18 protein-coding genes and 1 pseudogene are annotated in these 25,073 nt (G+C 70.9%); 15 read left to right on the top strand and 4 right to left on the bottom strand.

All coding sequences use genetic code 11. The features are described 5' to 3' along the window. Positions 1–202 precede the first annotated feature (202 nt). Positions 203–1,225: a DUF4331 family protein gene (locus JNW87_RS05020; RefSeq protein WP_109803842.1), complete on the top strand. Its 1,023-nt coding sequence runs from the start codon at positions 203–205 to the stop codon at positions 1,223–1,225. A gap of 111 nt (positions 1,226–1,336) precedes the next feature. On the opposite strand, the gene uxaC is transcribed toward JNW87_RS05020, so the two are convergent. Beyond that, positions 1,337–2,776 carry a glucuronate isomerase gene (uxaC, locus tag JNW87_RS05015; protein ID WP_238453196.1) on the bottom strand — a complete coding sequence of 480 codons (1,440 nt, stop codon included), beginning with the start codon at positions 2,774–2,776 and terminating at the stop codon, positions 1,337–1,339. 177 nt (positions 2,777–2,953) lie between these two features. On the opposite strand from uxaC, the gene JNW87_RS39275 reads away from it, so the two are divergent. From JNW87_RS39275 to JNW87_RS04965, 11 genes are read left to right on the top strand one after another with little or no spacing between them, the layout of a single operon-like run. Continuing rightward, the gene (locus JNW87_RS39275) at positions 2,954–3,490 is read left to right on the top strand and encodes a LacI family DNA-binding transcriptional regulator (protein WP_309233906.1); all 537 of its coding nucleotides are present in this window, start codon (positions 2,954–2,956) and stop codon (positions 3,488–3,490) included. Continuing rightward, entirely contained in the window at positions 3,433–3,942 is a 510-nt protein-coding gene (locus JNW87_RS39270) for a LacI family DNA-binding transcriptional regulator (protein ID WP_255543440.1), read from the top strand. Before JNW87_RS39275 ends, JNW87_RS39270 begins: the two co-directional genes overlap by 58 nt. Positions 3,943–4,002: 60 nt before the next feature. Further along, complete coding sequence (locus tag JNW87_RS05005) at positions 4,003–5,220, top strand: ABC transporter substrate-binding protein (protein ID WP_109803839.1); 1,218 nt, start codon at positions 4,003–4,005, stop codon at positions 5,218–5,220. Continuing rightward, positions 5,217–6,368 (top strand): ABC transporter ATP-binding protein, encoded by a 1,152-nt coding sequence (locus JNW87_RS05000; RefSeq protein WP_238453195.1) that lies wholly within the window; start codon positions 5,217–5,219, stop codon positions 6,366–6,368. Before JNW87_RS05005 ends, JNW87_RS05000 begins: the two co-directional genes overlap by 4 nt. After that, the gene (locus tag JNW87_RS04995; RefSeq protein ID WP_109803837.1) at positions 6,365–7,294 is read left to right on the top strand and encodes an ABC transporter permease; all 930 of its coding nucleotides are present in this window, start codon (positions 6,365–6,367) and stop codon (positions 7,292–7,294) included. Before JNW87_RS05000 ends, JNW87_RS04995 begins: the two co-directional genes overlap by 4 nt. Next, complete coding sequence (locus JNW87_RS04990; protein ID WP_109803836.1) at positions 7,294–8,187, top strand: ABC transporter permease; 894 nt, start codon at positions 7,294–7,296, stop codon at positions 8,185–8,187. The genes JNW87_RS04995 and JNW87_RS04990 overlap by 1 nt, the downstream gene beginning before the upstream one ends. Next, positions 8,184–8,795 (top strand): bifunctional 4-hydroxy-2-oxoglutarate aldolase/2-dehydro-3-deoxy-phosphogluconate aldolase, encoded by a 612-nt coding sequence (locus tag JNW87_RS04985; RefSeq protein WP_201749833.1) that lies wholly within the window; start codon positions 8,184–8,186, stop codon positions 8,793–8,795. Before JNW87_RS04990 ends, JNW87_RS04985 begins: the two co-directional genes overlap by 4 nt. Further along, on the top strand, positions 8,792–10,000 hold the full coding sequence (gene manD, locus JNW87_RS04980; protein WP_109803835.1) for a D-mannonate dehydratase ManD: 1,209 nt from the start codon (positions 8,792–8,794) through the stop codon (positions 9,998–10,000). The genes JNW87_RS04985 and manD overlap by 4 nt, the downstream gene beginning before the upstream one ends. Further along, positions 9,994–10,959 carry a PfkB family carbohydrate kinase gene (locus JNW87_RS04975; RefSeq protein WP_238453194.1) on the top strand — a complete coding sequence of 322 codons (966 nt, stop codon included), beginning with the start codon at positions 9,994–9,996 and terminating at the stop codon, positions 10,957–10,959. Before manD ends, JNW87_RS04975 begins: the two co-directional genes overlap by 7 nt. Beyond that, positions 10,956–12,476: a UxaA family hydrolase gene (locus JNW87_RS04970; RefSeq protein WP_236648203.1), complete on the top strand. Its 1,521-nt coding sequence runs from the start codon at positions 10,956–10,958 to the stop codon at positions 12,474–12,476. Before JNW87_RS04975 ends, JNW87_RS04970 begins: the two co-directional genes overlap by 4 nt. Next, positions 12,473–13,966, top strand: coding sequence for a mannitol dehydrogenase family protein (locus tag JNW87_RS04965; protein WP_236648202.1), 1,494 nt, complete (start codon positions 12,473–12,475; stop codon positions 13,964–13,966). The genes JNW87_RS04970 and JNW87_RS04965 overlap by 4 nt, the downstream gene beginning before the upstream one ends. 1,601 nt (positions 13,967–15,567) lie before the next feature. Here the strand turns inward: JNW87_RS04965 and JNW87_RS04960 are convergent. Next, positions 15,568–16,683, bottom strand: coding sequence for a DUF1349 domain-containing protein (locus tag JNW87_RS04960; RefSeq protein ID WP_238453198.1), 1,116 nt, complete (start codon positions 16,681–16,683; stop codon positions 15,568–15,570). Further along, the gene (locus tag JNW87_RS04955) at positions 16,623–19,316 is read right to left on the bottom strand and encodes a glycoside hydrolase family 2 protein (protein ID WP_238453193.1); all 2,694 of its coding nucleotides are present in this window, start codon (positions 19,314–19,316) and stop codon (positions 16,623–16,625) included. Before JNW87_RS04955 ends, JNW87_RS04960 begins: the two co-directional genes overlap by 61 nt. Positions 19,317–19,698: 382 nt before the next feature. On the opposite strand from JNW87_RS04955, the pseudogene JNW87_RS41325 reads away from it, so the two are divergent. Then, positions 19,699–20,082 (top strand): annotated as a pseudogene (locus tag JNW87_RS41325) (glycosyl hydrolase family 28-related protein); the annotation flags it as partial. Between the two features lie 639 nt (positions 20,083–20,721). Here the strand turns inward: JNW87_RS41325 and JNW87_RS04950 are convergent. Then, positions 20,722–21,216 (bottom strand): hypothetical protein, encoded by a 495-nt coding sequence (locus JNW87_RS04950; protein WP_238453192.1) that lies wholly within the window; start codon positions 21,214–21,216, stop codon positions 20,722–20,724. A 370-nt stretch (positions 21,217–21,586) separates the two neighbouring features. On the opposite strand from JNW87_RS04950, the gene JNW87_RS04945 reads away from it, so the two are divergent. Continuing rightward, a complete protein-coding gene (locus JNW87_RS04945; RefSeq protein ID WP_109803830.1) occupies positions 21,587–23,170 on the top strand; it encodes a hypothetical protein in 1,584 nt (527 codons plus the stop codon). A 223-nt stretch (positions 23,171–23,393) separates the two neighbouring features. Then, entirely contained in the window at positions 23,394–25,070 is a 1,677-nt protein-coding gene (locus tag JNW87_RS04940; protein ID WP_238453191.1) for an ABC transporter substrate-binding protein, read from the top strand. The last annotated feature ends 3 nt before the right edge of the window (positions 25,071–25,073 follow it).

The raw sequence follows: 25,073 nt of genomic DNA, 5'->3' as shown, positions 1-25,073 counted from the left end.
CGACTCCCAGCGTCAAGCTAATCCACGAGATCCACGGCATCAAGGAGAGGACGACGTCGACCCGGCCGAGCGTAAGGCCATTTTCCCGCCTCCGCGGCGGCCCCGACAGGGGCATGAAGAGCTAATCCCGAACTGCGGGGCTTATCGGCGCTCTGCGTAGATAAGCTCGGATTGACCAGAAGTGTAATTTCGGGAGCAGTCGATGTCGCATCACCTTGATACTCCGCTTGCCGCCCAGAGCGGCCAGCTCTACCTCAACGATCTTTTCGTCTTCAACGGCGAGCAGGGCACCGTTTTCGTGATGGACGTCAACAGCTCGGTCACGAGGGCCGACATCAAGCGGGGATTCCACGCCGAGGCGCGGTACGAATTCAAGATCCACATCAACGGCGGGGAGCTCGAGGAGTTGACCTACCGGGTGGCCTTCGGCGAACCGGACGGTCAGGGGAAGCAGGAGCTGACGCTGCACGCGCTCACCGGCGCGGACGCCCGGGACGACGGCGCCACCGGCACCCAGCTCGCCCGAGGGCGGACCGGCGAGGAGGTGAGCGGCCAGAACCTGCGGATGTGGGCCGGGCGGATCACCGACCCCTTCTACATCGACCTCGACCAACTCGCCACAGTCAACGACGCCTTCAAGAACGGCGCCGAACTTGACCGCTCGGCCTGGCGGCCGGAGAACGCCAAGAACAGCTTCGCCGGCACGACCGTCGACTCGATCGTCCTCGAAGTCTCCCGGGACGAGCCGATGCTGGGCGACGGCACCCGGATCGGCGTCTGGGCCGCCACCAAGCTCGCCACCGACGCCGGGGGATGGCGGCAGATCAACCGCGCCGGCCACCCCATGATGTGGCCGATCTTCTGGCCGACCGACACCGACTTCTCCAACCCCGCCAACGTCCGGCACCCCTGCGAGGACCTCAGGGCGGACGGCGAGGAGATCGCCTCGGCGGTCGCCCGGGTCGTCGCCGCGAACGGCACCGCGCCCGACCCCCAGGCGTACGGCTGGAGCGTGGCGCGGGCGGTCTACCCCGACGTGCTGACGTACCAGGTCGGCACCCCCGCCAACTACGGCTTCGCCACCCGCAACGGACGCAGCATGTCCGACAACCCGCCAGAGGTCATGTTCTCCCTCGTCCTCAACACCGGCATGACCTCCGGGCTCACCCCCGACGTCACCAAGGATGCCCGCTCGACCACCTTCCCCTACGTCGTCCCCGCCTGACATGGCCGGCAGGAGCGGCAACCCGTCGTGGCGCGCCGGCAGGTGAGATCGACGCGGTCGCCCGCGGCGAGGACGCGGGGATTCTGGTACGGCTGCTCAGGGCCCACACGGTCACGTACGTGTCGTCGGGGTTGACGTGGCGGGTGCGTACACCTCCTGCGGCAGGCGGTACGCCAGGTCGACAGCCGTCTCGACGGCCTCGTCCTCGGAGAGCCGGTGCTCGACCACGAGGCGGGCCAGATAGCCGGCGTCGATGCGCCGCGCCAGGTCGTGCCGTGCGGGGATCGACAGGAACGCCCGGGTGTCGTCGACGAAGCCGGAGGTGTTGTAGAAGCCGGCTGTCTCGGTCACCAACTCCCGGAAGCGTCGCATTCCGTCGGGGCTGTCGAGGAACCACCACGGCGCGCCGAGCCGTACCGAGGGGTAGACGCCGGCGATCGGAGCGAGCTCCCGAGAGTAGACGGACTCGTCGACGGTGAAGAGCACCAGCCGGAAGTGCGGGTCCCGGCCGAAGGCGTTGAGCATCGGCTGGAGGGCGCGGGTGAATTCGGCCGCCACCGGGATGTCGAACCCCCGATCGGAGCCGAAGGCGGCGTGGACCGCCGGATCGTGGTCGCGTAGCACTCCGGGGTGGATCTGTATGACCAGGCCGTCGTCACAGGACATCCGAGCCATCTCGAAGAGCATGTGGCTGGCGAAGGCGGCGGCCGCCGTGTCGCTCACGCTGCCCTGGCACGCCTCGGCGTAGACCCGCCTCGCCTGCGGGACCGGCAGCGGCTCGGCGGCGGCGGTGAGGTGGCCGTGATCAGTGGCGCGCGCCCCGGCCAGGGCGAAGGTCTCCCGGCGGCTGCGCAGAGCCGCGATGAATCCGTCGTAGTCCCCGGTGTCCACGCCGGAGAGCTCCTGCAGCCGCCGCACCTGCCGGATCCAGCCGGCGTGCCCGACATGGGTCAACGCGTCGGGCCGGAAGGTCGGCACCACCCGTGCGCCGAGCCCTGCCACGGCCAGCCTGGCGTGGTCCTCGAGCGTCGAGGTGGCGGAGTCCGTGGTGGAGATCAGCTCGATGTTGAAGGCGTCCAGCAGCGCCCGCGGCCGGAAACCCGGCTCGGCCAGCCGGGCGTCGATGAGGTCGTACAGCTCGTCGGCGGTGTCGGGACCGGGCGCGATGTCGATCTTCAGGACCTCGGCGATCTCGTGCTCCAGCCAGTACCGACTGGGCGTGCCGCGGAACAGGTGCCAGTGGGCGCAGAAGCGCCGCCAGATCTCCCGGGGATCGGCCTCCACCGGACCGCCGTCCACGCGGGGCACTCCGAGCTGCTCCAGCGGCACGCCCTGCGAGACCAGCATCCGCGTGACGTAGTGGTCGGGCACCACCAGCAGCTGGGCCGGGTCGGAGAAGCGCTGGTCGTCGGCGAACACGGCCGCGTCCACGTGCCCGTGCATGCACAGCAGCGACAGCTCACGGGTGGCCTGGTAGATCCGGCGGGCGACGGGTCGGACGTCCTGCCCTGCCGGCAGGGCTCGGTCGGGATGCAGACGCAGCTGTGCCACGCAACTCTCCTTTGGCGCCTCGTCGAACCGGTCCTGCAAAGGATTGCACTAGGGCCCGTCGGCTACAAGGCGAGAGGCGTTCAACGTTCCGAAACATCTACGCAACCGAGTATTGACATGTAACTGCAAACGGTTTCAGACTGACGGTTGTCGTTCACCGGCGGAGGAGGTGGGGCCGTGCGAGCAACGATCCGAGAGGTGGCTCGCGAGGCGGGCGTCTCACCGTCCACCGTGTCCCGCGCCCTGTCGATGCCCGAGATGGTCAACCCGACGACGCGTGAACGCGTACTCCGGGCAGCCCAGCGGCTGGGCTACGCGCCCAACCGCGCCGCCCGGGGTCTCATCACCGGCCGCACCGGGAACATCGGCCTGATCGTGCCGGACCTGGCCAACCCCTTCTTCCCGAGCGTCGTGAAGGGCGTGCAGGCCAGGGCGCGGGAGGCGGACTACGCCGTGTTCCTCGCCGACACGGACGAGGACCCGACGGCCGAGGTCGGACTCATCCGGGTCCTCGGCAAGCAGGTGGACGGCCTCATCCTCTGCTCTCCCCGGCCCGGGAGGAAGAGATCCGCGACCTGTGCGAGAGCACCACCCTGGTCATGGTCAACCGCCGCTTCGGCAGCGTTCCGTCCGTCGTCTTCGACAACGTGGACGGCATGCGGCAGGCGGTCGCTCATCTCCAGGCGCTCGGCCACCGACGGGTCGCCTGGGTAGGCGGGCCGCGTACCTCCTGGTCGTCCCGAGACCGGCTCCGCGGCCTGCGCGCCGCGACCGCCGCGGCCGGCATGGAGTTGGTCGTGGCCGGTCACTTCCCGCCCCATTTCGAAGGCGGGGTCGCCGCGGCGGATCTCATCATCGCCTCCGGCGTCACGTCGGTCATCGCCTACAACGACCTGATGGCACTCGGTCTGCTCGGCCGGCTGCGCGACCGCGGCGTCCAGGTGCCCGAGGACATGAGCGTGATCGGCATCGACGACATCCAGATGTCGACCATGTCCGCGCCGGCACTCACCACGGTCTCACTCAGCAAGGCGCAGGCCGGGCGCGCCGCCGTGGACCTGCTGATCTCACTGCTGGAGCAACCCGAGGGCGTACGCAACGCCCGCCGGGAACTGCCGACCCAACTGCTCGTGCGTGCCTCGACCGGAGTCGCGCAGACCAACTGACAATCCTGGCCGGAACGCGGCCGTACCCGGCCTTCGGGCTGATCGAGGAAGGGAACGTTCATGGGCATTACCCGGCGGAGCGCCCTGATAGCCGCAGCATCGTCCATCCTCACCGTCACCGCTGCCTGCGGAGCGCCGGACAACTCCGGTGCCGGCGGCGACAGCAACGGCGAGGTGCCGCAGAAGCCGAAGAAGGCGGTGACGCTCAACGTCCTCGACGTGGCGGGCAACCTTCAGCTGACGCAGGGGATGATCGACGAGTTCGTCAAGAACAATCCCGACATCATCTCCCGGGTGACCTACTCCAAGTCCCCGGCGCCGGAACTCGCCGGCAAGATCAAGGCGCAGCAGAACGCGGGACGCGTGGACATCGGCCTGGTGCTCACCGGCGTGGACGGGCTGGCGGCCGGCATCGACCAGGGCCTGTGGATGGACGTGCTGCCCAAGTTCGAGGACCGCCTGACCGGCATGAAGGACTACCTCGAACCGGCCGCCGCGATGCAGAAGCTCGCCGGCAACGCGGGCGTGACCGTCACCTACTACCCGTCCGGGCCGCTGCTGGAGTACCTGCCGGCGAAGGTCCAGAACCCGCCGACCACCGCGGACCAGCTCCTGGCCTACGCCAAGGCGCACCCGGGCAAGGTCCAGTACGCCCGTCCGTCGAACTCGGGCCCGGGGCGGACCTTCCTGATGGGGCTGCCCTACATCCTCGGGGACAAGGATCCGAAGGACCCGGTGAACGGGTGGGACAAGACCTGGGCCTACCTCAAGGAGCTCAACCAGTACGTCTCCTACTACCCGAGCGGTACGACGGAGACGATGAAGAACCTGGCCAACGGGTCCGTGGAGGTGATCGCCTCGACGACCGGCTGGGACATCAACCCCCGCGTGCTCGGGACGGTGCCCAAGGAGGCCAAGGTCAGCTCGATGCAGGGGTTCCACTGGGTGACCGACGCGCACTACGCCGTCATCCCGAAGGGCGCCTCGACGGACACGCAGGCGGCCGTCCTGGCCCTGCTGGCTTTCATGCTGACCCCGCAGCAGCAGGCGAAGGCCTTCGACGACGGCTACTTCTACCCGGGGCCCGCCGTCAAGGGAGTCGAGCTTTCGATGGCGCCGCAGAAGAGCCAGGACGCCATCAGGAACTTCGGCCGTCCGGAGTACGACGCGCTGATCGCGAGCAACCCGACGGAGGTTCCGCTGGACGCGAAGGCGCTGGTGGCGGCGTTCGACCGGTGGGACCGCGAGATCGGCAGCGGAAAGGTCAAGCAGGGATGACCGGGACCACGCCCGGCTTCTCGCAGCTGCGGCTCGATGGTGTGTCCCGCCGCTTCGGCAGCCAGGACGCACTGGCCGGCCTGGATCTGACGATTCGGACGGGCGAGTTCATCGCGCTGCTCGGTCCCTCGGGCTGCGGCAAGTCGACCGCGCTGAACTGCCTGGCCGGGCTGCTGCCGCTGACCGCCGGCAGCATCTGGCAGGACGAGCGGCGGGTCGACACCCTGCCGCCGGAACGCCGCGGCTTCGGCATGGTCTTCCAGAACTACGCGCTGTTTCCGCACATGTCCGTACGCGCGAACGTCGCGTTCGGACTGCGGATGCGGCGGCTGCCCAGGGACGAGATCCGCCGGCGCACCGCGGAGGCCATCCGTCTCGTCCGTCTGGAGGAGCACGCCGGCAAGCTGCCGGGGCAACTCTCCGGCGGACAGCAGCAACGGGTGGCCATCGCCCGGGCCGTGGTCCTCGAGCCGTCGCTGGTGCTGATGGACGAGCCGCTGAGCAACCTCGACGCCAAACTGCGGCTCGAGATGCGTACGGAGATCCGGCGGCTGCACCAGTCGCTGGGCCTCACGACCGTCTACGTCACCCACGACCAGGAGGAAGCGCTGTCGCTGGCCGACCGCCTCGTCGTGCTGCGCGCCGGCCGCGTCCAGCAGATCGGCTCGCCGCAGACGTTGCACACCCGGCCGGCCAACTGGCACGTCGCTGACTTCATGGGCTACCGCAACCTGTGGCCGATGCGGGCGGTGTCCCCGCAGGGCGCGCTCGTGGCGGTGGAGGCCGACGGGTTCCGCCTCGTGGGCGACCCGATGGGCGACGTCGCACCGGGCGACGCCGTGATGGCCGGAGTGCGACCGGAGGACGTGCGGGTCGGCGAACCGGGTGAGGCGGCGACGAACACGATGCCGGCGGAGATCGAGGTGGTCGAGTACCAGGGCCGGGAACTGGCGGCAGAGGCGCGTACCGCTACCGGCATCCGGGTCCACCTGCGCACCGACCGGCGGGTCGCACCCGGCGACGCGGTCGCGCTGAGCATCGACCCCGAGCGGCTGCTCGTCTTCCCGAGCGACTCCGACGAGGCCCCGAGCGCCCCGCTGGCCGATCCGGCGGGCGCCAGGTTGGCGGAACCGGGGCGGGTCGGATGAGCGTCACGACCTCCCCGCACGCCACGGTTGCCACCGGCCCGCCGCGTACGCCTCGCGCCCACTGGCGGCACCGCCTCGCCGAACGCGGCGTGGACGGTCAGCTGTGGCTGCTCGCGCCGGCCGTGCTCTTCGTGGTGCTGCTGTTCCTGTATCCGTTCTTCTACGGGCTGGGCCTGTCGTTCCAGCCCACCAAGGGTGGCCCGTTCAGCGACTACGCCCGCTTCTTCGGGGACGCCTACCAGCGGGGGACCATCTGGACGACCCTCGGGCTGGCACTGCCGGCGGCCCTGCTCAACGTGCTGGCGTCGGTGCCCATCGCGTACCGGATGCGGGGGCGGTTCCGCGGCAAGCGGCTGGTCACCATCCTGCTCGTCGTACCCATCACCCTGGGCACCGTGCTGACCGCCCAGGGCCTGCTCAACTTCCTCGGCCCGACGGGCTGGTTCAACCGGGTCCTGATGGCGCTGCACCTCACCGACGAGCCGGTACGCCTCGTCCACAACTACTGGGGCGTCTTCTTCTCCCTGATCATCACGGGTTTCCCGTTCGCCTTCCTGCTCGTGCTGTCGTACCTGTCGGGCATCGACCCGACCCTGGAGCGGGCCGCGGCGACGCTCGGCGCCGGCTGGTGGCAGCGGTTCCGGACGGTCACCCTGCCCCTGCTGATGCCAGGACTGGCCACGACGTTCTGCCTGACCTTCGTCCTCGCCTTCAGCGTCTTCCCCTCGGCGGTCCTGGTCGGCAACCCGGCCGGCGAGACCAGGGTCATCTCCATCGCCGCGTACCAGGCGGCGTACGAGCAGTACGACTACCCGTACGCCTCGGCGATCGCCATGGTGATGGGCGCCATCGAGCTGGTCATCATCTCGGTGGTGCTGCTCGCGCGGACCCGCCTCTACACCGGATCCTCTGGAGGTAAGGGCTGATGGTGAGCGTCACCGGTATCCCCGGCACCGGCGTACCGGGCGTCGGCCCGGCCCGGCCACGCCGGCGACTGGTCGCCCGTCCGGCCGCCTGGCTGGTCTGGGGCGCGGTCATCTTCTTCTTCCTCAACCTCCTCGGGGTCGTCGGATCCGTGCTGGTCAGCTCGTTCGGCCGGCAGTGGTTCGACACCTGGCTCCCCGAGGGCTTCACCGCGAAGTGGTACAGCGACGCGTGGCACCAGTTCACCCTGGGCCAGGTCATCCTGGTGACCCTGGAGGTGTCGCTGCTCGTCGTCGGGCTCTCGCTGCTGATCGGCGTGCCCGCGGCATACGTGCTCGCCCGCCGCAGCTTCCCGGGCAAGCGCGCCGCCTATCTGGTCTTCCTGCTGCCGATCCTGATGCCGCCCATCACCTACGGCATTCCCCTGGCGACGGTGCTCTACAAGTTCGGACTCGCCGGCCACCTGTCCGGCGTCGTCCTGGCGAACCTGGTGCCGTCGGTCCCCTTCGTCATCCTCACGATGACGCCGTTCATCGAGCAGATCGACCCACGCATCGAGAGCGCGGCCCGGATGTGCGGAGCGGGGTTGCGGTCGATGTTCCTGCGGGTGCTGGCGCCGCTGCTGCTGCCCGGGATGCTGGCCTCCGCCATCCTCGTCCTCGTCCGGACCGTCGGCATGTTCGAGCTGACCTTCCTGACCGCCGGTCCCGATTCGCAGACCCTGGTCGTCGCCCTCTACTACTCGATGTCGGCCGCGGGCATCCGGGCGCAGCAGTCGGTGGACGCCATGGCCGTGATCTACACGTCGATGATGCTCGTGCTGCTCGTCATCGCCCTGCGCTATGTCAACCCGACCCAGCTCGTCGCCCGGGTGAAAGAGGAGCCGGAGCCGTGACCTGGGCGCGTGCCACCCTGCACGGGCAGCGCGTGCTACCGGTGCTGCGGCTGCCGTCGGCGAGGGAGGCCACGGCAGCCGCGGCGGCGATGTTCGCGCAGGGGCTACGAGTGGTCGAGCTGACCGCCACGACCCCGGACTGGGCACTGGCGTTGCGGGACGCCCGCCGCGAGGCGCCCGAGGGCGCGTTGCTCGGACTGGGCACCGTCACGAACGACACGATCGCGCGGCAGGCGGTCCAGGCGGGCGCGCAGTTCCTGGTCAGCCCGTGGCCGGCACCCGACGTGCGGCAGGTCGCGCAGAGCAGCGGTCTGCCCTTCCTGGAGGGCGCGTTCACCCCGGGCGAGGTGGCGGCCGCAGCGGGTCGCGGGGCGGTGAAGGTGTTCCCGGCCCACGTGGGTGGCCCCGCCTATCTGACAAGTCTGCTGCAGCTGATGCCCGGCGCAGATCTCGTGCCCACCGGCGGAATCGCCCTGGACGCGGTGCCGGACTGGCTGCGCGCCGGTGCCTGCGCCGTGGGCGTGGGCAGCGACCTGCTGCGGCCGGGCGCCGCGGACCGGCTGGCCGAGCTGCTCGCCGCGGCCGACGACCGGAAGGAGGAAGCGTGAAGATCGCTGATGCCCGGGTCATCGTCACCTGTCCCGGACGCAACTTCGTCACCTTGAAGATCGTCACCGACGAGGGGGTCACCGGAGTCGGCGACGCCACCCTCAACGGCCGCGAGCTGGCCGTGGCGTCGTATCTGCGCGACCACGTCGTACCGCTGCTGATCGGCCGCGACCCGGCCCGCATCGAGGACACCTGGCAGTACCTGTACCAGGGGGCGTACTGGCGCCGCGGGCCGGTCACGATGAGCGCGATCGCCGCGGTCGACACCGCGCTGTGGGACATCAAGGGCAAGGTGGCGGGCCTGCCGGTCTACCAGATGCTCGGCGGCCGGTCCCGCGAGGGCGTGACGGTGTACGGCCACGCCAACGGTGAGACGGTCGACCAGGTGCTGACCGAGGTGGCGCGCTTCGTCGACCTCGGCTACCGCGCGGTGCGCGTGCAATGCGGTGTGCCGGGCCTGGCCAAGACCTACGGCGTCAGCGGCGACAAGATGTTCTACGAGCCGGCCGACGCCGCACTGCCCAGCGAGGCCACCTGGTCGACCGAGCGATACCTGGCGCACGTGCCCGCCGTGTTCGCCCGGGTCCGCGACGAGTTCGGGCCCCACCTGCGGCTCCTGCACGACGTGCACCACCGGTTGACGCCCATCGAGGCCGCCCGGCTCGGGCGCAGCCTGGAACCGTACGCGCTGACCTGGATGGAGGATCCCGTCCCGGCCGACCTGCAGGAGGGCTTCCGGCTCATCCGACAGCACACCACCACACCGGTGGCGGTGGGAGAGGTGTTCAACACCGTCTGGGACGCGAGCCAGCTCATCCGGGAGCAGCTCATCGACTACATCCGTACCACCGTCGTGCACGCCGGTGGCATCACCCACCTGCGCCGCATCTTCGACTTCGCCGCCCTGCACCACGTTCGCAGCGGCTCGCACGGGGCCACCGACCTGTCCCCGGTCTGCATGGCCGCCGCCCTGCAACTCGACATCGCGATCCCGAACTTCGGACTGCAGGAGTACATGCGGCACACCGACCAGACCGACCAGGTCTTCCCGCACGACTACCACTTCGAGGGCGGCTACCTGCACCCGTCGGAGGCGCCCGGCCTCGGCGTGGACATCGACGAGGAGGCCGCCGCCCGGTACCCCTACTCGCCCGCGTACCTGCCGGTGAACCGGCTCGAGGACGGCACGGTGCATCCATGGTGACGGGCTTGCCCGGCCAGGCCCCGGACGTACTGGTCATCGGCGAGGTTCTCGTCGAGCTGACCGCGCTCGAGCCGCTGCGCGACGGGACGCAACTGCGGCTGGGCTTCTCCGGCGACGCCCTCAACGCCGCTGCCGCGGCGGCCGCCGCGGGTGCCCACACCTGCCTGCTGGCGCGGGTTCCCGACGACGAGTTGGGCGACCAACTGGTGGCCCGGGTGGCGGCACTCGGGGTGGACACGTCGCTGCTGGTGCGGACCGCGGGCCAGCACGGTCTCTACCTCCAGCACGCCGACCCGGAGGGGCAGCGCGAGTTCGTCTACGTCCGGCGCGGGAGCGCGGGGTCCAGCCTGACCGACAGCGATGTGCCCGAGGCGGCGGCTCGGGCCGGGGTGGTCCTCGCCAGCGGCGTGGCCTGCGCCATCTCGGCGTCGGCCCGGTCGGCCGTGCACGCCGCCGCACGCGCTGCCCGCTGCTTCATCTACGACCCGAACTGGCGTCCCCGACTCGTCGACGCGGCCACCGCCGGCAGCCACCTACGGACGCTCGCACCGTACGCGCGGTTGGTCACCCCGGCATGGCCCCGAGAGGCCGGCGCGCTGCTCGGCGCTACGCCCGCGGGACCAGCCGAGGCCTGCGCCGCGCTGCGTGCTCTCGGGGCCGGGGCGGTCGCCCTCACCCAGGGCAGCAGGGGAGTGCTGCTCGACGACGGCGGCGACCTGACTGCGGTTCCCGCCTACCCGGTCGATCACGTCGCCGACCAGACCGGCGCGGGCGACGTGCTGACCGGCACGGTGGCGGCCCGGTTGGCCCTCGGCGACGACCTGTGCGCCGCGGTGCGGCTCGGCGCGGCCGCGGCGGCGCTGTCCCTGCGGGGGCACGGCGGCACCGGCTACCTGGCCGGCCTGGACGAGTCGCGCCGGCTGGTCGCCCGTACATCCGGTCTGGAGGTGTCGACGTGAGCCTGGTGGTGCTGAACCACGACGACGACGTGGCCGTGGCGACGTCGGCGATGCCCGCCGGCGCCTCCGTGCCGGCGGGCGGCGCGGGACCCGTCGTCCTGCGCGACGACATACCCCCCGGACACAAGGTCGCCCTGCGCGACCTGCCGGCCGACGCGGTGGTACGCAAGTACGGCCAGGTGATCGGGCGGACCCTCGCCCCCGTACGCGCCGGCGAGCACGTGCACGTACACAACCTGGGAATGCCGCAGGACGCCGCCGTACGGGACGGGGGTGGCTCGGCGAAGCCCGCGCCGCAGGTGCCCGCCGACCTCCGGCGTACCTTCCACGGCTACCGCCGTCCGGACGGCCGGGTCGCCACGCGCAACTACGTCGGCGTCCTCACCACGGTCAACTGCTCGGCGACGGTCGCCCGCAAGGTCGCCCGGGTCACCGAGGACGACGCGGAGGGCGTCGACGGCGTCGACGGGGTGGTCGCCCTGACCCACGGCACCGGCTGTGGCATGGCCGACCGGGGCGAGGGGTGGGAGTTGCTGCGCCGCACCCTCGCCGGCTACTCCCGCCACCCGAACATCGGCGGGCTGGTGGTGATCGGGCTCGGCTGCGAGGTCAACGCCGTGGCCGGATTCATGGCGGAGCTCGGCGTCGCCGAGCACCTACCGGTCTCCGCGTACACGATCCAGGACATGGGCGGCACGGCGGCCGCCGTGGGTCACGGCGTCGAGCTGGTCCGCGCCATGGTGCGCGAGCTCGCCGGGACGGAACGCCGCGAGGTCGGCGTGGAGGAGCTCGTCCTCGGCCTGCAGTGTGGCGGCTCCGACGGGTGGTCGGGTCTGACCGCCAACCCCGCCCTGGGCGTCGCCTCCGACCTGCTCGTCGCCGCCGGAGCGACCTCGGTGCTCGGCGAGACCCCCGAGGTGTACGGCGCGGAGCACCTGCTCGCCGACCGGGCGACCAGCGCCGACGTCGCCGGGGCGCTGATGGAGCGGATCCGCTGGTGGGAGGAGTACACGCGGCGGCAGGGCACGACGCTCGACGCGAACCCCTCGCCGGGCAACAAGGAGGGCGGCATCACCACCATCCTCGAGAAGTCGCTGGGCGCGGTCGCCAAGGCGGGCCACAGCCCGCTGGCGGCGGTGCGGCACTACGCCGAGCAGATCCCCCGTCCGGGACTGGTCTTCATGGACACCCCCGGCTACGACCCCGTGTCGGTGACCGGAATGGTCGCGGGCGGCGCGAACCTGATCTGCTTCACCACCGGCCGCGGCTCGGTCTTCGGCAGCCGCCCGGTCCCGACGGTCAAGCTCGCCAGCAACGGCGAGCTGGCCCGGCGAATGGCCGGCGACATCGACTTGGACTGTTCGCCCGTCGTCGAGCGGAATCTCCCCGTCGAGGAGATGGGAAGGCGGGTCTACGACCTGCTGCTCGACGTCGCGTCCGGCCGGCGCACCGCCAGCGAGGAGATGGGCCTCGGTGGCGAGGAGATCGTGCCGTGGCAGCTCGGGGCAGTGCTGTGAGTGACGGGGCCGTGGGCCAGCGGCTCGACCTGCGGACGCTGGAACAGCAACTGCGCCGGACCGGGTCGGGCGGGCGGTGGACGCCGCCGCCGGTCGACCCGCGGTCGCTGCGGGTGGGGATCGTGCACCTCGGGATCGGCGCCTTCCACCGGGCCCACCAGGTGGTCTTCACCGAGTTGGCCGCGGCGGCGGCCGGCCACGACGACTGGGGCGTCGCCGGCGTGACCCAGCGGTCGGCGTCGGTGCGTGACCAACTGATTCCGCAGGACGGTCTGTACTCCGTGCTGGAACGCGGGCCCGGCGCGGCGCCGCTGCGGGTGCTCGGCAGCGTCCGGGAGGTGCTCTTCGGCGCGGCCGAGCCGGCCGCCGTCGTGGATCGGATCGCCGACCCGGCGGTACGGGTGGTCACCCTGACCGTGACGGAGAAGGGCTACCGCCGTGACGGGGCCGGCCGGTTGGACCTGTCCGACCCGCAGGTCCTGGCCGACGTCGCCGGCCAGCCGCCCCGGACCGTGGTCGGCCAGCTCGTGCGGGGCCTGCAGCGCCGGTGGGAGCGGGGCGCCGGACCGGTCACGGTGCTCTCCTGCGACAACCTGGTCGGCAACGGTCACGTCCTGCGGGGACTGGTGCACGACTTCCTGGACGCGCTGCCGTCGTCCGGGCTCGGCGGTCTCGCCGACTGGATCGGGACGTCGGTGCGCTTTCCGTGCTGCATGGTCGACCGCATCGTGCCGGCCACGACGGCTGCGGACCGCGCCGACGCCCGAAGGGTGCTGGGGCTGGCGGACCATGGCGTCGTCGTGGCCGAGCCGTTCGGCCAGTGGGTCATCGAGGACGACTTCGCCGCCGCCCGGCCCGCCTGGGAGCTCGCCGGCGCGGTGACGACCAAGGACGTCGCCGCCTGGGAGGCGGTGAAGCTGCGGATGCTCAACGCCACCCACTCGCTGCTGGCCTACCTGGGCGCCCTGGGCGGGTACGACACGATCGCGGCGGCGCTCTCCGACGACCAGCTGGCGGCGGCCGCCGAGGCACTCATGGTCGAGGACGTGGCACCGACGCTGCGGGTGCCCGACGGCCTGGACCTGACCGACTACCGGCGGGGGGTGCTGCGGCGCTTCGCCAACCCCGCGTTGCGGCACCGCACCGTCCAGGTCGCGATGGACGGATCCCAAAAGCTGCCGGTCCGGCTGCTCGGCACCGTCCGGGACCGGCTGGCCGCCGGCGCCGTTCCGCAGCACGCCGCGCTCGCCGTCGCGGCGTGGATGACGTACGTGGCCCGGGGCCGGGACGTCCACGGCCGCGACCTCCCGCTGGACGACCCGCTGGCAGACCGGTTGCGCGCCGCCGCGGCCGCCGACGCGGGCGATCCGCCACGGCTGGTCGACTCGCTGCTGCGCGTCGAGGAGATCTTCGGCGCGGACCTTCCCGAGCACGACGGATTCCGGGCGGCCCTGACGGACCACGTGGCCCGGCTCACCGCCAACGGATGAGCCGGACGCGTCCACCCCGGCAGCCCGTCGATGCGTACGCCGGGTGCGTCGAGGGTGCGGCCGGCGCCGCTCGGGTCGTCCGGCGTCATCCGGTCGATCTCGTACGTGGCGCCGGGCGCCGCCACGTCGAGTGAAACCGGCTGGTCACCCTTGTTGATGAGGAACGCCCGTCGCTCCGACGCGCCGCCGTCGACGCGCCAGGCCTTCACCTGCCCGCCCTGCGGTGCGTTGACCGCCACGGGCATCGGCCGGAGCCCGGTCGTGCCCTGCGCGAGCCGAGCGAACAGCAGCAGTGCGTAGTACTCGGGCGCCGGGGTCGGCGCGCCCATTGCCGCCGACGGGTCGAAGTTGATCGCGTTGTAGTAGCCGTTGCCCTCCTCCGGGTGGAAGAAGGCCCGCACCTCGGCGTTGTGGAAGTTCACCCCGATGGCGCCGGTGCCGCACTCCGCGTTGACCGACGGGGCGTGCGGCGGCTGCGGGCACGCCGCGTTGAACATCGTGTCGAGCGCCCAGACGGCGCTGGCGGCGACGTCACTGACACCGTGCGCGCCCCGCCCCGCGGCGGTGTTCAGCTCCTCGACCCGGTAGCCCAGGCCGCGGCGGGCCGCCTCGTTGGCGTGCGTGTACACCTGGTAGTTGAAGTTGGCCGACCGCTCGTCGGAGAGCAGCGCCGGGATCGTCGGGCAGCGGTACGGGTCCGTGGCGCACGTGCGGGCCAGTGGGTAGAAGTGATCAGCGGCCCAGGCCCCGAACGCGCCGGCGTTCGCCTTCGTCGCCGGGGCGGTGGCGTCCAGGATGGCCGGCCAGTCCCAGAAGAAGCGCGTTTCCACGCTGCGGTTGGCGATGCTGGTCCAGGGCGCGATGGGTTCGCTCGTGTTCGGGGTGACGATCGGGTACGGCCGGGTGGCGTTCGCGCCGGAGAAGGCGGCGAAGTCGCCCAGGTACTGCTGCAGGTCATAGCGGTAGGAGAGGTCCGGCTCGTTGCCGAGCGAGACGGCGGCCACGTCCTCGTCAGCCCCCGCGAACGCCGGTCCGACCCCCTGTGTGACGAAGGCCCGGGCGTGCTCCGGGACCCGCCACGGCCGCTGGGCGGTGGGCGGCGACATGGCGGTGCCGAGGATGACACCCCAGTTCGGCGTGCCGTCGCCCGCGATGTGGTCGGCGTTCGCGGCGTCGAGGGTCGCGCGGATGTCGGCGAGGTCCTCCGGGGTTATCACCTCATTGGTGTTGACCGCGGTCGCGTCGAAGGGCATGACGTCCTGCGACGACCCACCGATCCGCAGCACGCCGGTCCCCAGGTTGCCCAGCAGGTTGGCGAAGGCCGGCCGGGCGGTCGGTCCCATGTACCGCTCGATCAGGGACCACTCGACACTGAAGCCGACGAAGTGTGCGGGGACGGACCCGCCGCCGACCATGGGCCGTGGGTCGAGCCGTACCGACGCGTGGACCGGGCCCGTCGCCGTACCGGGGGACTCGGCGAAGCTCACGCCGGGACAGGCGAGCACCACCAGCGCCACAGCGGCGGCGACGCCGCGGGCGGGACGATTCCTCATGCGCGTACGCCTTTCGTGGTCGGATCAGGACATGTTCCGTGGTCGGGATCAGGACATGGCGAGTGCGGCGAACCGCCAGTACTGGCCGGCGTTGTCCGCGGCGAGGGTCAGGTCGACCGTGCGGCCGTTCGGCCCCCCGTCGATCGGGAACGTGAGCCAGCGGAACTCGCCGGTCGGCGACGGGCTGTCCAGGTGGGCGAGCGTGCGGCCCTCGCTGGACACCGTCATCGGGTCGGCGGCGAAGCTGGCGTCGCCGACGAGGAGGTGGACGTCGTGGCTGCCGGCCGGTACGTCGAGTCGCAGGGTGGCGGCCGCGCGGTCGGTCACGATGTCCCGGCGCAGGCTGTCCGGTCCGCCGCGGTCGCGGGACTGCGGCGGGGTGCCGATCCAGCCGTAGCCCCTGGCCGGATCCCAGCCGTCGGAGGGCGACAACCGGCGGTACGTCGGCAACAGCGGGCTGTTCGCGGTGCCGGCATCGAGCGCGAGCCGCACCTGGTCACCCCGCGGCGCGGTCACCGCTCGTGCCTCCGGCCGGCCGTACACCGGCGAGTCGGTCGCCGTCACCGCCGTGGCGAGGGTCGCCACCTGCGGCGCCTGCGCGGGGGTCACGGAGACCGGGATGGTGACCTTCGCGAACGCCGGCACCGCTTGCGAGGTCGCCCCCGACACCCAGCCCGCGGGGACGGCCAGGCGGGCGTCGACGGAGACCGGATGGTCGGTGCCGTTGGCGACGGTGATCCCGACCTGCCCCGCCTCGCCCGTGAACAACGGCTGGTCGGGGAGCATCAGGCCCTGCACCGAGACGTGCCCGGAGGTCAGGACGGTGAGGTCGTCGACGTATGTCGGGACAACCGGTGGTGCGGCGCCGCCCCCGACGGCCTGCACCGCCACCTTCGGCGACCCGCCGAGGCTCGCGGTGCCCAGCGGGTACCAGTCCCGGCCGTCGCTCGAATACTCCGCGGCGACGTCCGCGCCCCGGCGCACCAGCCGTAGGTGCGCGGACTGTCCGCCGTACGGGATCGACAGTCGGCTGCCGATCTTTCCGCCCGACTCGGCCAGGAACTCCAGTGCGCGTCGCCCGTCGACCCAGCCGAGGTCGGCCTTCACATAGTTGTCGTCGTCGACGTACGCGTAGAGCCCGACCTGCTGGAAGTCCGCGGACAGTTGCGGCGCGTCGAGCGTGGCGGTGGCGCTGAAATCGGCCTGCGGCGTGTCGGTGCGCACGAACAGGTTCCGGCCGTCGCCGCCGGCACCGTCTCGCCACCGGCGAGGGTCGACAGCCGGAGCGAGCCGGGCCGGTCCTGGAGACTCCAGCCGGAGCCGTCCGGCCGGATGATCTGCCAGCCGGAGTCCAGCGTGCCGGAGTCGAAGTCGTCACCTGCCGGGCTGGTGACGGTGTCGCTGCTGCGCACGGTGAACGGCGCCGGCAGGGCTTCGGTGTCGGCGTCGACGACGGCCCGCACGAACCCGACCGAGGAGAGGTGGTCGGCGGTGAGTGTCCCGGTCAGCGTGACGTCGACCGTGGTTTCGCCGCCGGCGGGCACCGTGAAGGGCACCGGCTGCGCGGCGAAGCCCGGCGGGGGTTCGACCACGACCGTGCCGTGGCCGCCGTGGCCGAGCGCGTCCACGATCGTCACCCGCTGGTGCAGCGTTCCCGGCTGGTCCAGAGGCGCTGCGAGGACGCTGGCCCGGGCGATCCGCACCGGCGAGAACATCACCCGCCAGCCGAGTTTGTGGGACCGGTGGTAGGTGTCGAGCCCCTTGGTGTGGAAGGGCGGCACCGGTTCCGGGTTCTGTCCGGATCCCCACGTCGGAGTGCACCAGAACTCGGTCGAGGTCCAGTACATCTTGCCGATGAGGTGCGGCCGGTTGTTCAACAGCCGGTTGTGCTCGTCGATCAGGGAGGCCTGGTAGAACTCGGTCCCGCGACCCACCCCGTCCCGCTGGTGGACCGCTTCCGCCCCGTACTCGCTCAGCAGGATCGGCTGCCCGGTCATCTTCTGCAACGCGTCCAGGTGCGAGGTCAGGCTCTCCAGCGTGGAGTACCAGCCGGCGTAGTAGTTGGTCGCGAAGAAGTCCTGGTAGGGGTAGGCCCGGTCGCGGGTGTGCCGGTGGGAGACCTGGGTGTAGAGCCGGGTCGGATCGATGCTGCGCCCGTAGCCGATGACGTCGCGGACGTAGTCGACGGCCCCGTCGGTCTCGGTGGCGTTCTCGTTGCCGACGGACCAGGCGAACAGGCTCGGGTGGCTACGGTCCCGGGCGACCATCCGGGCCAGCGTCCGCTTGCCGAACTCCTGCACCTCCGACCTGCCGAGGAAGGTGCCCGGCTGTGAGCTGATGTTGTTGATCTCCTCGATGACCAGCAGGCCGTACTTGTCGGCGGCATGCAGCTCGGCCGGGGTGGTGGGGTAGTGGGCGGGCCGGAAGATCCGGAAGCCCTTGTCGTGCAGTGTCTTGATCTCGCGGTCGGCCAGCCCGTCCGGTTGGGTGCGACCCAGTCCGGGGTAGTCGGCGTGCCGGTTGAAGCCGGGCAGGTCCTGGATCGGCTTGCCGTTGAGCAGCAGGTCGAGGCCGTGGACGGCGACGGTGCGGAAGCCGGTCTGCTCGACGAGTTCCTGCCAGGCGGCGTCGCCCAGCGGACGAAGGCGCACTTTGTAGAGGTTGGGGTGGTCGAGGTCCCAGAGGGCGGGTCGGGGGACGTCGAGCTCGATCGGGGTGGCGGCTCCGCCGCCGGCGGGCACGGTGGTGTGCACCTGCTGCGGGCCGAGCACGCGTGAGCCGTCCGGCCCTTCGACGGTCAGCAGCGCGGTCACCTGCCGGGGGGACGTGGTGGCGTTGACGCCGGTCGGGCGCAGGGTCAGCTGCCCGTCCGCCGTTCCCTCGGCCCGGGTCTCGGTCAGCGCCACAGCGGGCGTGCGCTCCAGGCGTACCTGCTGGAGCAGGCCACCCCAGTTCCAGTACAGGCCCTGGACCGGACGGGCGTACTCGCCCATGGTCGAGACCCGGTTGTCGATCACGACCGCGATCGTGTTCGTACCCGGCCGTACCGCCCCGGTCAGGTCGAGCCGGGTGGGCAGGTACCCGCCGGTGCTGCTGCCCACGTCCACGCCGTTGACGAAGTACCTGCAGGTCCAGAAGCACGATTCGAAGGCCAGGGCGGTGCGTTCACCCGGATCGGGCGCGTCGAGGTCGACGGTCCGGCGGTAGACGCCGACCACGCCGTTGTCGTCGTTCCACTTCGCCCGCACGGCCCCGAACGAGTCGGGTACGACGATGGTCGGCCAGGCGCCGGTGTCGTACTCCGGCCGCACCGCCGGCGGTACCGTCCCCGCCAGGGCGCCCTCGGGCAGTTCCGCGGCGGTCGCGAACTGCCACCCGCCGTCGAGGTGCTGGACTCCGGGGCCGGCCGGTGGCGCCTCGGTCACGACCCGCCTGGTCGCCGTGAGCGTGCCCGACGGGGTGTCCGCTTCGGCCTTCAGCGTGTGTGAGCCGGTCGGAAACCAGGCCGCGTCGGTGGCGGTCGCCCAGACCGGGGTGGTCCTGGTCTGCCGCGCATACACGTCGGTCAGCTCGGACAGCTGGACGTCGTCCAGGTAGAACCGTACGGCCGTGGTATCCGGCGGAGCGTCGACCTCGAGATCCACGGTGCCGCCGAGCAGGCTGCCGCTCGGCGACGTGAAACGGATCCCCGTTTCGGCCGCGCCGGCGCCGTGGGCGGGCGCGACCAGCACCATCGCCAGCGCGACGGCGAGGGCGGACAGGCAGGCGGTGATCGGTCCGGGAAGGCGGATCCTCATGACTACGTCCTCGCGTTGGTGCCGGGATGGACGGGTTCCGGTTCGTCAGGCGCCTGCGTGCGTCCGGAGCAGCGCAGCTTCCTGAAACCGTTTGCGGTTCCCCTGATGCCAGCAAACGGCTGGTACATCAGTCAATGCATTCGGTGGGATGAAACAAGTTTCAGTCTTCGAACGCATTGACCGCTGGCCCAGGTGTTTGGTGTCGTGAACGTCGGACCGCAAACGGTTTCAAGGCTTTCCGTACGCGACGAGGGCTCGGAGGAAACGCCATGCCGCCGATCACGCATCCCGCCATCAGCCGACGAGGGCTCTTCGGCTTGGGGGCGGCCACCACCGTCGCCACAACCCTGGCCGGCGCCGCTCGCCCGGCCCGGGCGCAGCGGTGGACGCCGTCTCGCAGCCGAGGGACGCCTCCGCTGACCTCCTCGAACAATGGCGGGAGGCCCCCGGCTGTCATCCACTCGTGCCGGACGTGTCGGCCGCCGGCTACCGGCTCGGCGAGCGGCCGCCGACGCCCTCGGTGGTCACGAAGGTCACCGACTTCGGCGCCCGTCCCGACGGGACAGACTGCACGGCAGCGTTCAATGCGGCCGTACGACAGGCGGGCGAGCACGGTGGGGGCGTCGTGCTGGTCCCGCCGGGGACCTACACGCTGTCCGGGCCGGTCTGGATGCACTGGTCCGGAGTGGTGCTCCGCGGGGTCGGTCGGGACTCCACCGTGCTGCATTTCGCGCGCACCCTTGACGACGGCTACCGGCCGAACCGCCAGTCCAACGGCAACAGCCGCTGGTCCTGGACCGGCGGGCAGATCTGGTTCGTCTCGCCCGAGCGCCGCGCCCGGTCGGAGGCGGAGGACTACGCCGGGACCGAGGGGTGGCTGCTCGGTGACGTGCTCGCCGAGGTCGGTGCCGCATCCCGCGGACAGCGGACCCTTGTCGTGTCCGGCACGAGCCGGCTGACTCCCGGTGACATGGTCGTCCTGGAGTGCCAGAACCCGCCGGACGCCGGCCTGCTGAAGCACCTCGCCGGCGACGTTCCCGGGACCCGGGACTACGACTGGCCACGCGGGGCGCCCCAACTGGTGACGGGATCCGGCGGGCAGTACGTGCAGTACGCGACGCTGCAATGGCCCGTGCGGGTCGAAGCGGTGCTCGGCGAGCGCCTCGTCCGGCTGGCACAGCCACTCAAGTACGACCTTCGGCCCGGCTGGCCGGCGCGGCTGCGCGCGATCGGCCCCACCGTGCGGGACGCCGGCGTCGAGCACCTCACGGTCAGGAACGAGCTCGTCCCCCAGACCGCCCACAACCGGCACCCGGGCTCGAACGGGGTGTGCTTCCAAGCGGTCCACGACTGCTGGGCGCGGGACGTACGCGTCGAAAACTGCGACCTCGGGTTCGGGCTCACGTCAGCCAAGTCGATCAGCATCACGGACGTGACCGTCGGCGGGCGGGCCGCCCACCACAGCTTCGCCTGCCGCATGCAGTCCAACGACAACCTCGTGGAAGACTTCGAGATCGAGCGGTTCAGCGTCCCCGTTCCCTCCGGCGCCATCCATCACGGTCTCAACCTCGAGGGGCTCTCGGCCGGGAACGTCTACCGCCGGGGGCGCATGGCGGAGGGGACGTTCGACACCCACCGCGCCCTGCCCTTCGAGAACGCGCGGACGGACATCACGCTCGAGAACAACGGGCGGGTGGGTGGTTCCGCCGCGTCGGGCCCCCTCTTCGGCGCGCGGATGGCGCATTGGAACGTCAGGATCACGAACGGCCGACCGTACGCGGTCACGATCGCCGATGTGGCGCCGCGCAGCGTGACCGTCGGCGTGCAGGGCGTCGAGGACACCAGCAGTGGCCTGTCCCGCGATTTCTCCGGCGACCTCGAATCGCTGCTCGCCGATCACGGGTCGCGCCGTCCGTCGCCGACCTGTACGCCGCGCAGCGTGGACAGGTGCCCCTGTCCGGCTGAAACTTGTTTCATCGGTGTGAATCCTTGCCCAGTCGTACCGCTGGTGCTGGACTTGCCATCACGCAGCAAACGATTGCACCGCCACCAGTTCGGACGATCTCGGGCCGATGTTGCGCGGCCGTACGCCCGGTCCCGCCCGCTCAGGGGTGAGAGGCCCGGCGAGAGGTCACAGCTGCAAGGGAGAACCAGTGCGCATGAGTGCTCAAACCGCAAGCCCACCTGTCGAGCCGGATCGCGGAGCCCGAACCGCGACGTCTGCCGCCGTTCGCCGACGTCGCCTCCTGCGACGGTCGCTGGTCGCCGGCGTGCTGGCGGCCGGGCTGGTGGCGGCCGGGAGCGGCATGCGAGCCGCCGCCGACGACGCCCTTCCCCCGACTGCAAGCCTCACCCTCACCGCCACCGTGAACGGGCAGAACGCGCGGCTCGGCGACGAGTTCCAGGGCTTCTCGGTGGAGTCGGCGGACTTCGCGCACGGCTTCCTGACGAGGGAGCGGATGGCCGAGCGGCTGCGGACCCTCGGGCCCCATGGCGTGATCCGACTCGGTGGCTACTCGATGGACCTGGTGTGGCCGGCCTTCGGTGCGTGGAGTGACGCGCCGGCTCCGCCGCAGGCGATCGGCGGCACCGTCGACCAGTCAGACCTGAACGGCCTCAAGCAGTTGCTGGACGACACGGGCTGGAAGGTGACCCTCGGCGCGCCGCTGAAGACGGTCATCGACCCCTCCAAGATCAAGAATCCGGCGCGGGACCCGTCCCCCGACGTGAGTCTCGACCAGGTGGTCGCCGAGGTGGCGGCCGCCTACGAGACCCTGGGCGGGGACCTGCTGGGCGTGGAGTTGGGCAACGAGTACGACAACGTCACCACGCTGACCGATGCCGAGATGTGGGAGACGGCCAAGCAGTATCAAGCCGCCATCGACCGGGCACTGCCGCAGGCGCGCCTGAAGGTGATCGCTCCATCGGCCAACACGGCGAAGACCAACACCAGGCTGGACGGGTTCGTGACCGCGGCGCTGGCCGACGAGGCCACCAACCCGCAGCAGGTGCTCTCGGAACTCGCCTCCCACTGGTATCCGTGGAGCCACTGCGGCTCGTCCCGGGTGACCATCGATCAGCTGATGTCCCCCCTCACGTACACGAACACCCGGAGCAAGCTTGCGGGCATCATGGCGGTCGGCGACCGGCTGCCCGGCACGATCCCGATGACGCTGAACGAGTCGAACTCCGCCTCGTGCAGCGGGATGCCGGAAGTGAGCAACTCCTACGCCACCTCCCTGTGGTCGCTGGACTACCTGCTCCAGGCGGCCCAGAGCGGTGTCGACAGGCTGCAGTTCCACACCAACACCGCAGCGATCTGCGGCGACTTCCAGCCCCGCGACTCCGCCGACTACCCGATCTCCTACCGCTACTACGGCGCCTTCTGCGCGGCGGACCAGTCGGCGCTCGACGCGAACGAGCTGTCGGCGACTCCGCTGTACTACGGCATCTGGGCGTTCCGGCAGGTGCCGCAGGGGCGGTTCGTCGACCTGGACCTCGCCGACGCCGACCTGGACAAGCTCCGGGCGTACGCCGTCATGGGTCTGAACGGCACGCTGACGGTGGTGCTCATCAACGTCCAGGACCCGGCCAGGGCGGAGAGCGCCTACGACGCGGTGACCCTCCAGCTGCCATCGTCGTACCGCACGGGACAGCAGGTGACGCTGCGGAGTTCGGCGCCGGAGGGATTCGCCTCGCTGGACGCCGGTCGCATCACCCTCGGCGACCGCACCGTGACGCCGGCGGGAACTGCCGCCGGTACGGCACAGTCCACCGCCGTCCCGGTCGAGCACACCTCGTCGACGGTGACCGTCGCGCCGGGCACCGCCCAGATCATCACCTTCTCGCACTAGTCGGGGTCCGATGACGGTGGCGCAGCGGCGTCACCGTCATCCCTCGGCCCGACCCCGCCGGTCACTGCTGACTGGATGTCTGCCAGCTGGCCGACCCGGATCACGGGCCGGGTCTATCCATGATCTTCGTATGTGCGGCCGTGCGGCGGCTACCTGGAGATCCCTTGCGCCATGCATCGTATACAACATACGCTCCCCGAATCGCCCACTTGAGGAGCTCCCAATGACGAACCTCTTCTTCAGCGAAACGAGCCCGGGGAGGCTCGCTCCACTCCGGGCCGCGGTGGCGGCGGTCGTTGTTGCCTGCACCGTCGTGGCCTGCTCACCGGTGTCGGACAACGGGGGCGGCGGCCAGTCCGACGGGAACCAGTCCGCAAGCCAGGATTCCTTCGGCACGCCGGCCGACCCCGCTGCGGTGAAGCAAGGCGGCAAGCTGGTCATCGCCCTCTCCGCGGAGCCCGACGCCCTGGACCCGAGCCTGTCGCGGAGCCTCTACTCGCGCTACGTCTTCCAGGCGATGTGCCAGAAGCTCTACGACGTGAACGAGCAGGCGCAGGTCGTGCCGCAGCTCGCGACCGCCCTCCCCGCCATCAGCAGCGACGGTAGGACGGTCACCATCCCGCTGCGTCAGGGCGCACGCTTCGCGGACGGAACCCAGTTCGACTCCGCCGCGGTGAAGGCCACCCTGCAACGACACCTGACCCTCCCCAGGTCGGCGCGCAAGAGCGAACTCGGTCCCATCGAGAGCGTCGACACGCCTGATCCCCAGACGGTCGTCGTTCACCTGAAGCAGCCGTTCGCACCCCTGGTCGGAGCGTTGGCGGACCGCGCCGGAATGATCATGAGCCCGAAGGCGCTGGGCAGCCTGGGAGAGAACTTCGCCTCGGCGCCGGTCTGCGTCGGACCCTTCAAGTTCGCCAAGCGGGTGCCGCAGAACTCCATCGACGTCGTAAAGGACCCCAACTTCTACGACGCTGGCAAGGTCCACCTCGACGCCATCTCGTGGCACATTCTCAGCGACGCGAGCATCCGCGCTGCCAACCTGCGCTCCGGCGACGCCCAGGTCGCCGACAGCATCTCCACCCAGGATGTCGGCTCGTTGCGAGCGGACGCCGCTGTCTCCGTCCTGCAGTCGCAGTCTCTCGGGTACCAGGGCCTCACCTTCAACATCGGCAACGTCGACGGCGTCGGGACACCGCCCAAGCCCATCGACCGCCCCATCGCGAAGAACGCCAAGGTCCGACAGGCCTTCGAGTACGCGATCGATCGGAAGGCCCTGGTCCAAGCGGTCTTCAACGGGCTCTTCGGTGTCGCCTGCTCGCCGATCTCTCCCGCCAGCCCGTTCTCGTCCCCGGAGGCGCAGACGTGCCCGGCGCACGATCCCGCCAAGGCCAAGCAGCTGCTCGCCGAAGCGGGTGTTCCGACGCCGTACCCGGTGACAATGCTCGCGTCGAACACGCCCGACACATTGCGTCTCGCGCAGGCGCTGCAGGCCATGGTCAAGGAGGGCGGATTCGACCTGAAGATCAATCCGGTGGAGTACTCCTCCCTGCTCGACGAGCAGGACCGCGGCAACTTCGAGTTGCTGCAGCTGGGCTGGAGCGGGCGGATCGACCCGGATGCCAACATCACGAACTTCGTCGGTACCGGCGGCAGCCAGAACGTCTCGGGCTACAGCAATGCCCAGCTCGATGCCGTGCTGACCGAGGCTCGTCAGTCGAACGACGTCGAGGCGCGCAAGAAGCTGTACGGGCAGGCGGTGACGATCCTTCAGCAGGATGACGCGCTGATCTACCTCTACCGGCAGCGGAACCTGACCGCCGTCTCCAAGAAGGTGCAGGGCCTGCAGGTCTTCCCGGACGGCGTGATCCGAGCGGCCTTCGCCGGGTTCACCAAGTAGGTC

This window comes from Micromonospora sp. ATA51, from assembly GCF_016802855.1.
Classification (GTDB): Bacteria; Actinomycetota; Actinomycetes; order Mycobacteriales; family Micromonosporaceae; genus Micromonospora; species Micromonospora sicca.
Note: the sequence above shows the minus strand (reverse complement) of the source record. Positions and strands in the feature narration are given on the sequence as shown.

Coding starts and splice junctions, on each gene's coding strand:
- JNW87_RS04955 (WP_238453193.1), bottom strand. CDS start 19,316: ATGAGGATCCGCCTTCCCGGACCGATCACCGCCTGCCTGTCCGCCCTC.
- JNW87_RS05020 (WP_109803842.1), top strand. CDS start 203: ATGTCGCATCACCTTGATACTCCGCTTGCCGCCCAGAGCGGCCAGCTC.
- JNW87_RS04990 (WP_109803836.1), top strand. CDS start 7,294: ATGGTGAGCGTCACCGGTATCCCCGGCACCGGCGTACCGGGCGTCGGC.
- JNW87_RS05000 (WP_238453195.1), top strand. CDS start 5,217: ATGACCGGGACCACGCCCGGCTTCTCGCAGCTGCGGCTCGATGGTGTG.
- JNW87_RS04975 (WP_238453194.1), top strand. CDS start 9,994: ATGGTGACGGGCTTGCCCGGCCAGGCCCCGGACGTACTGGTCATCGGC.
- JNW87_RS39270 (WP_255543440.1), top strand. CDS start 3,433: ATGCGGCAGGCGGTCGCTCATCTCCAGGCGCTCGGCCACCGACGGGTC.
- JNW87_RS04995 (WP_109803837.1), top strand. CDS start 6,365: ATGAGCGTCACGACCTCCCCGCACGCCACGGTTGCCACCGGCCCGCCG.
- JNW87_RS05005 (WP_109803839.1), top strand. CDS start 4,003: ATGGGCATTACCCGGCGGAGCGCCCTGATAGCCGCAGCATCGTCCATC.
- JNW87_RS04940 (WP_238453191.1), top strand. CDS start 23,394: ATGACGAACCTCTTCTTCAGCGAAACGAGCCCGGGGAGGCTCGCTCCA.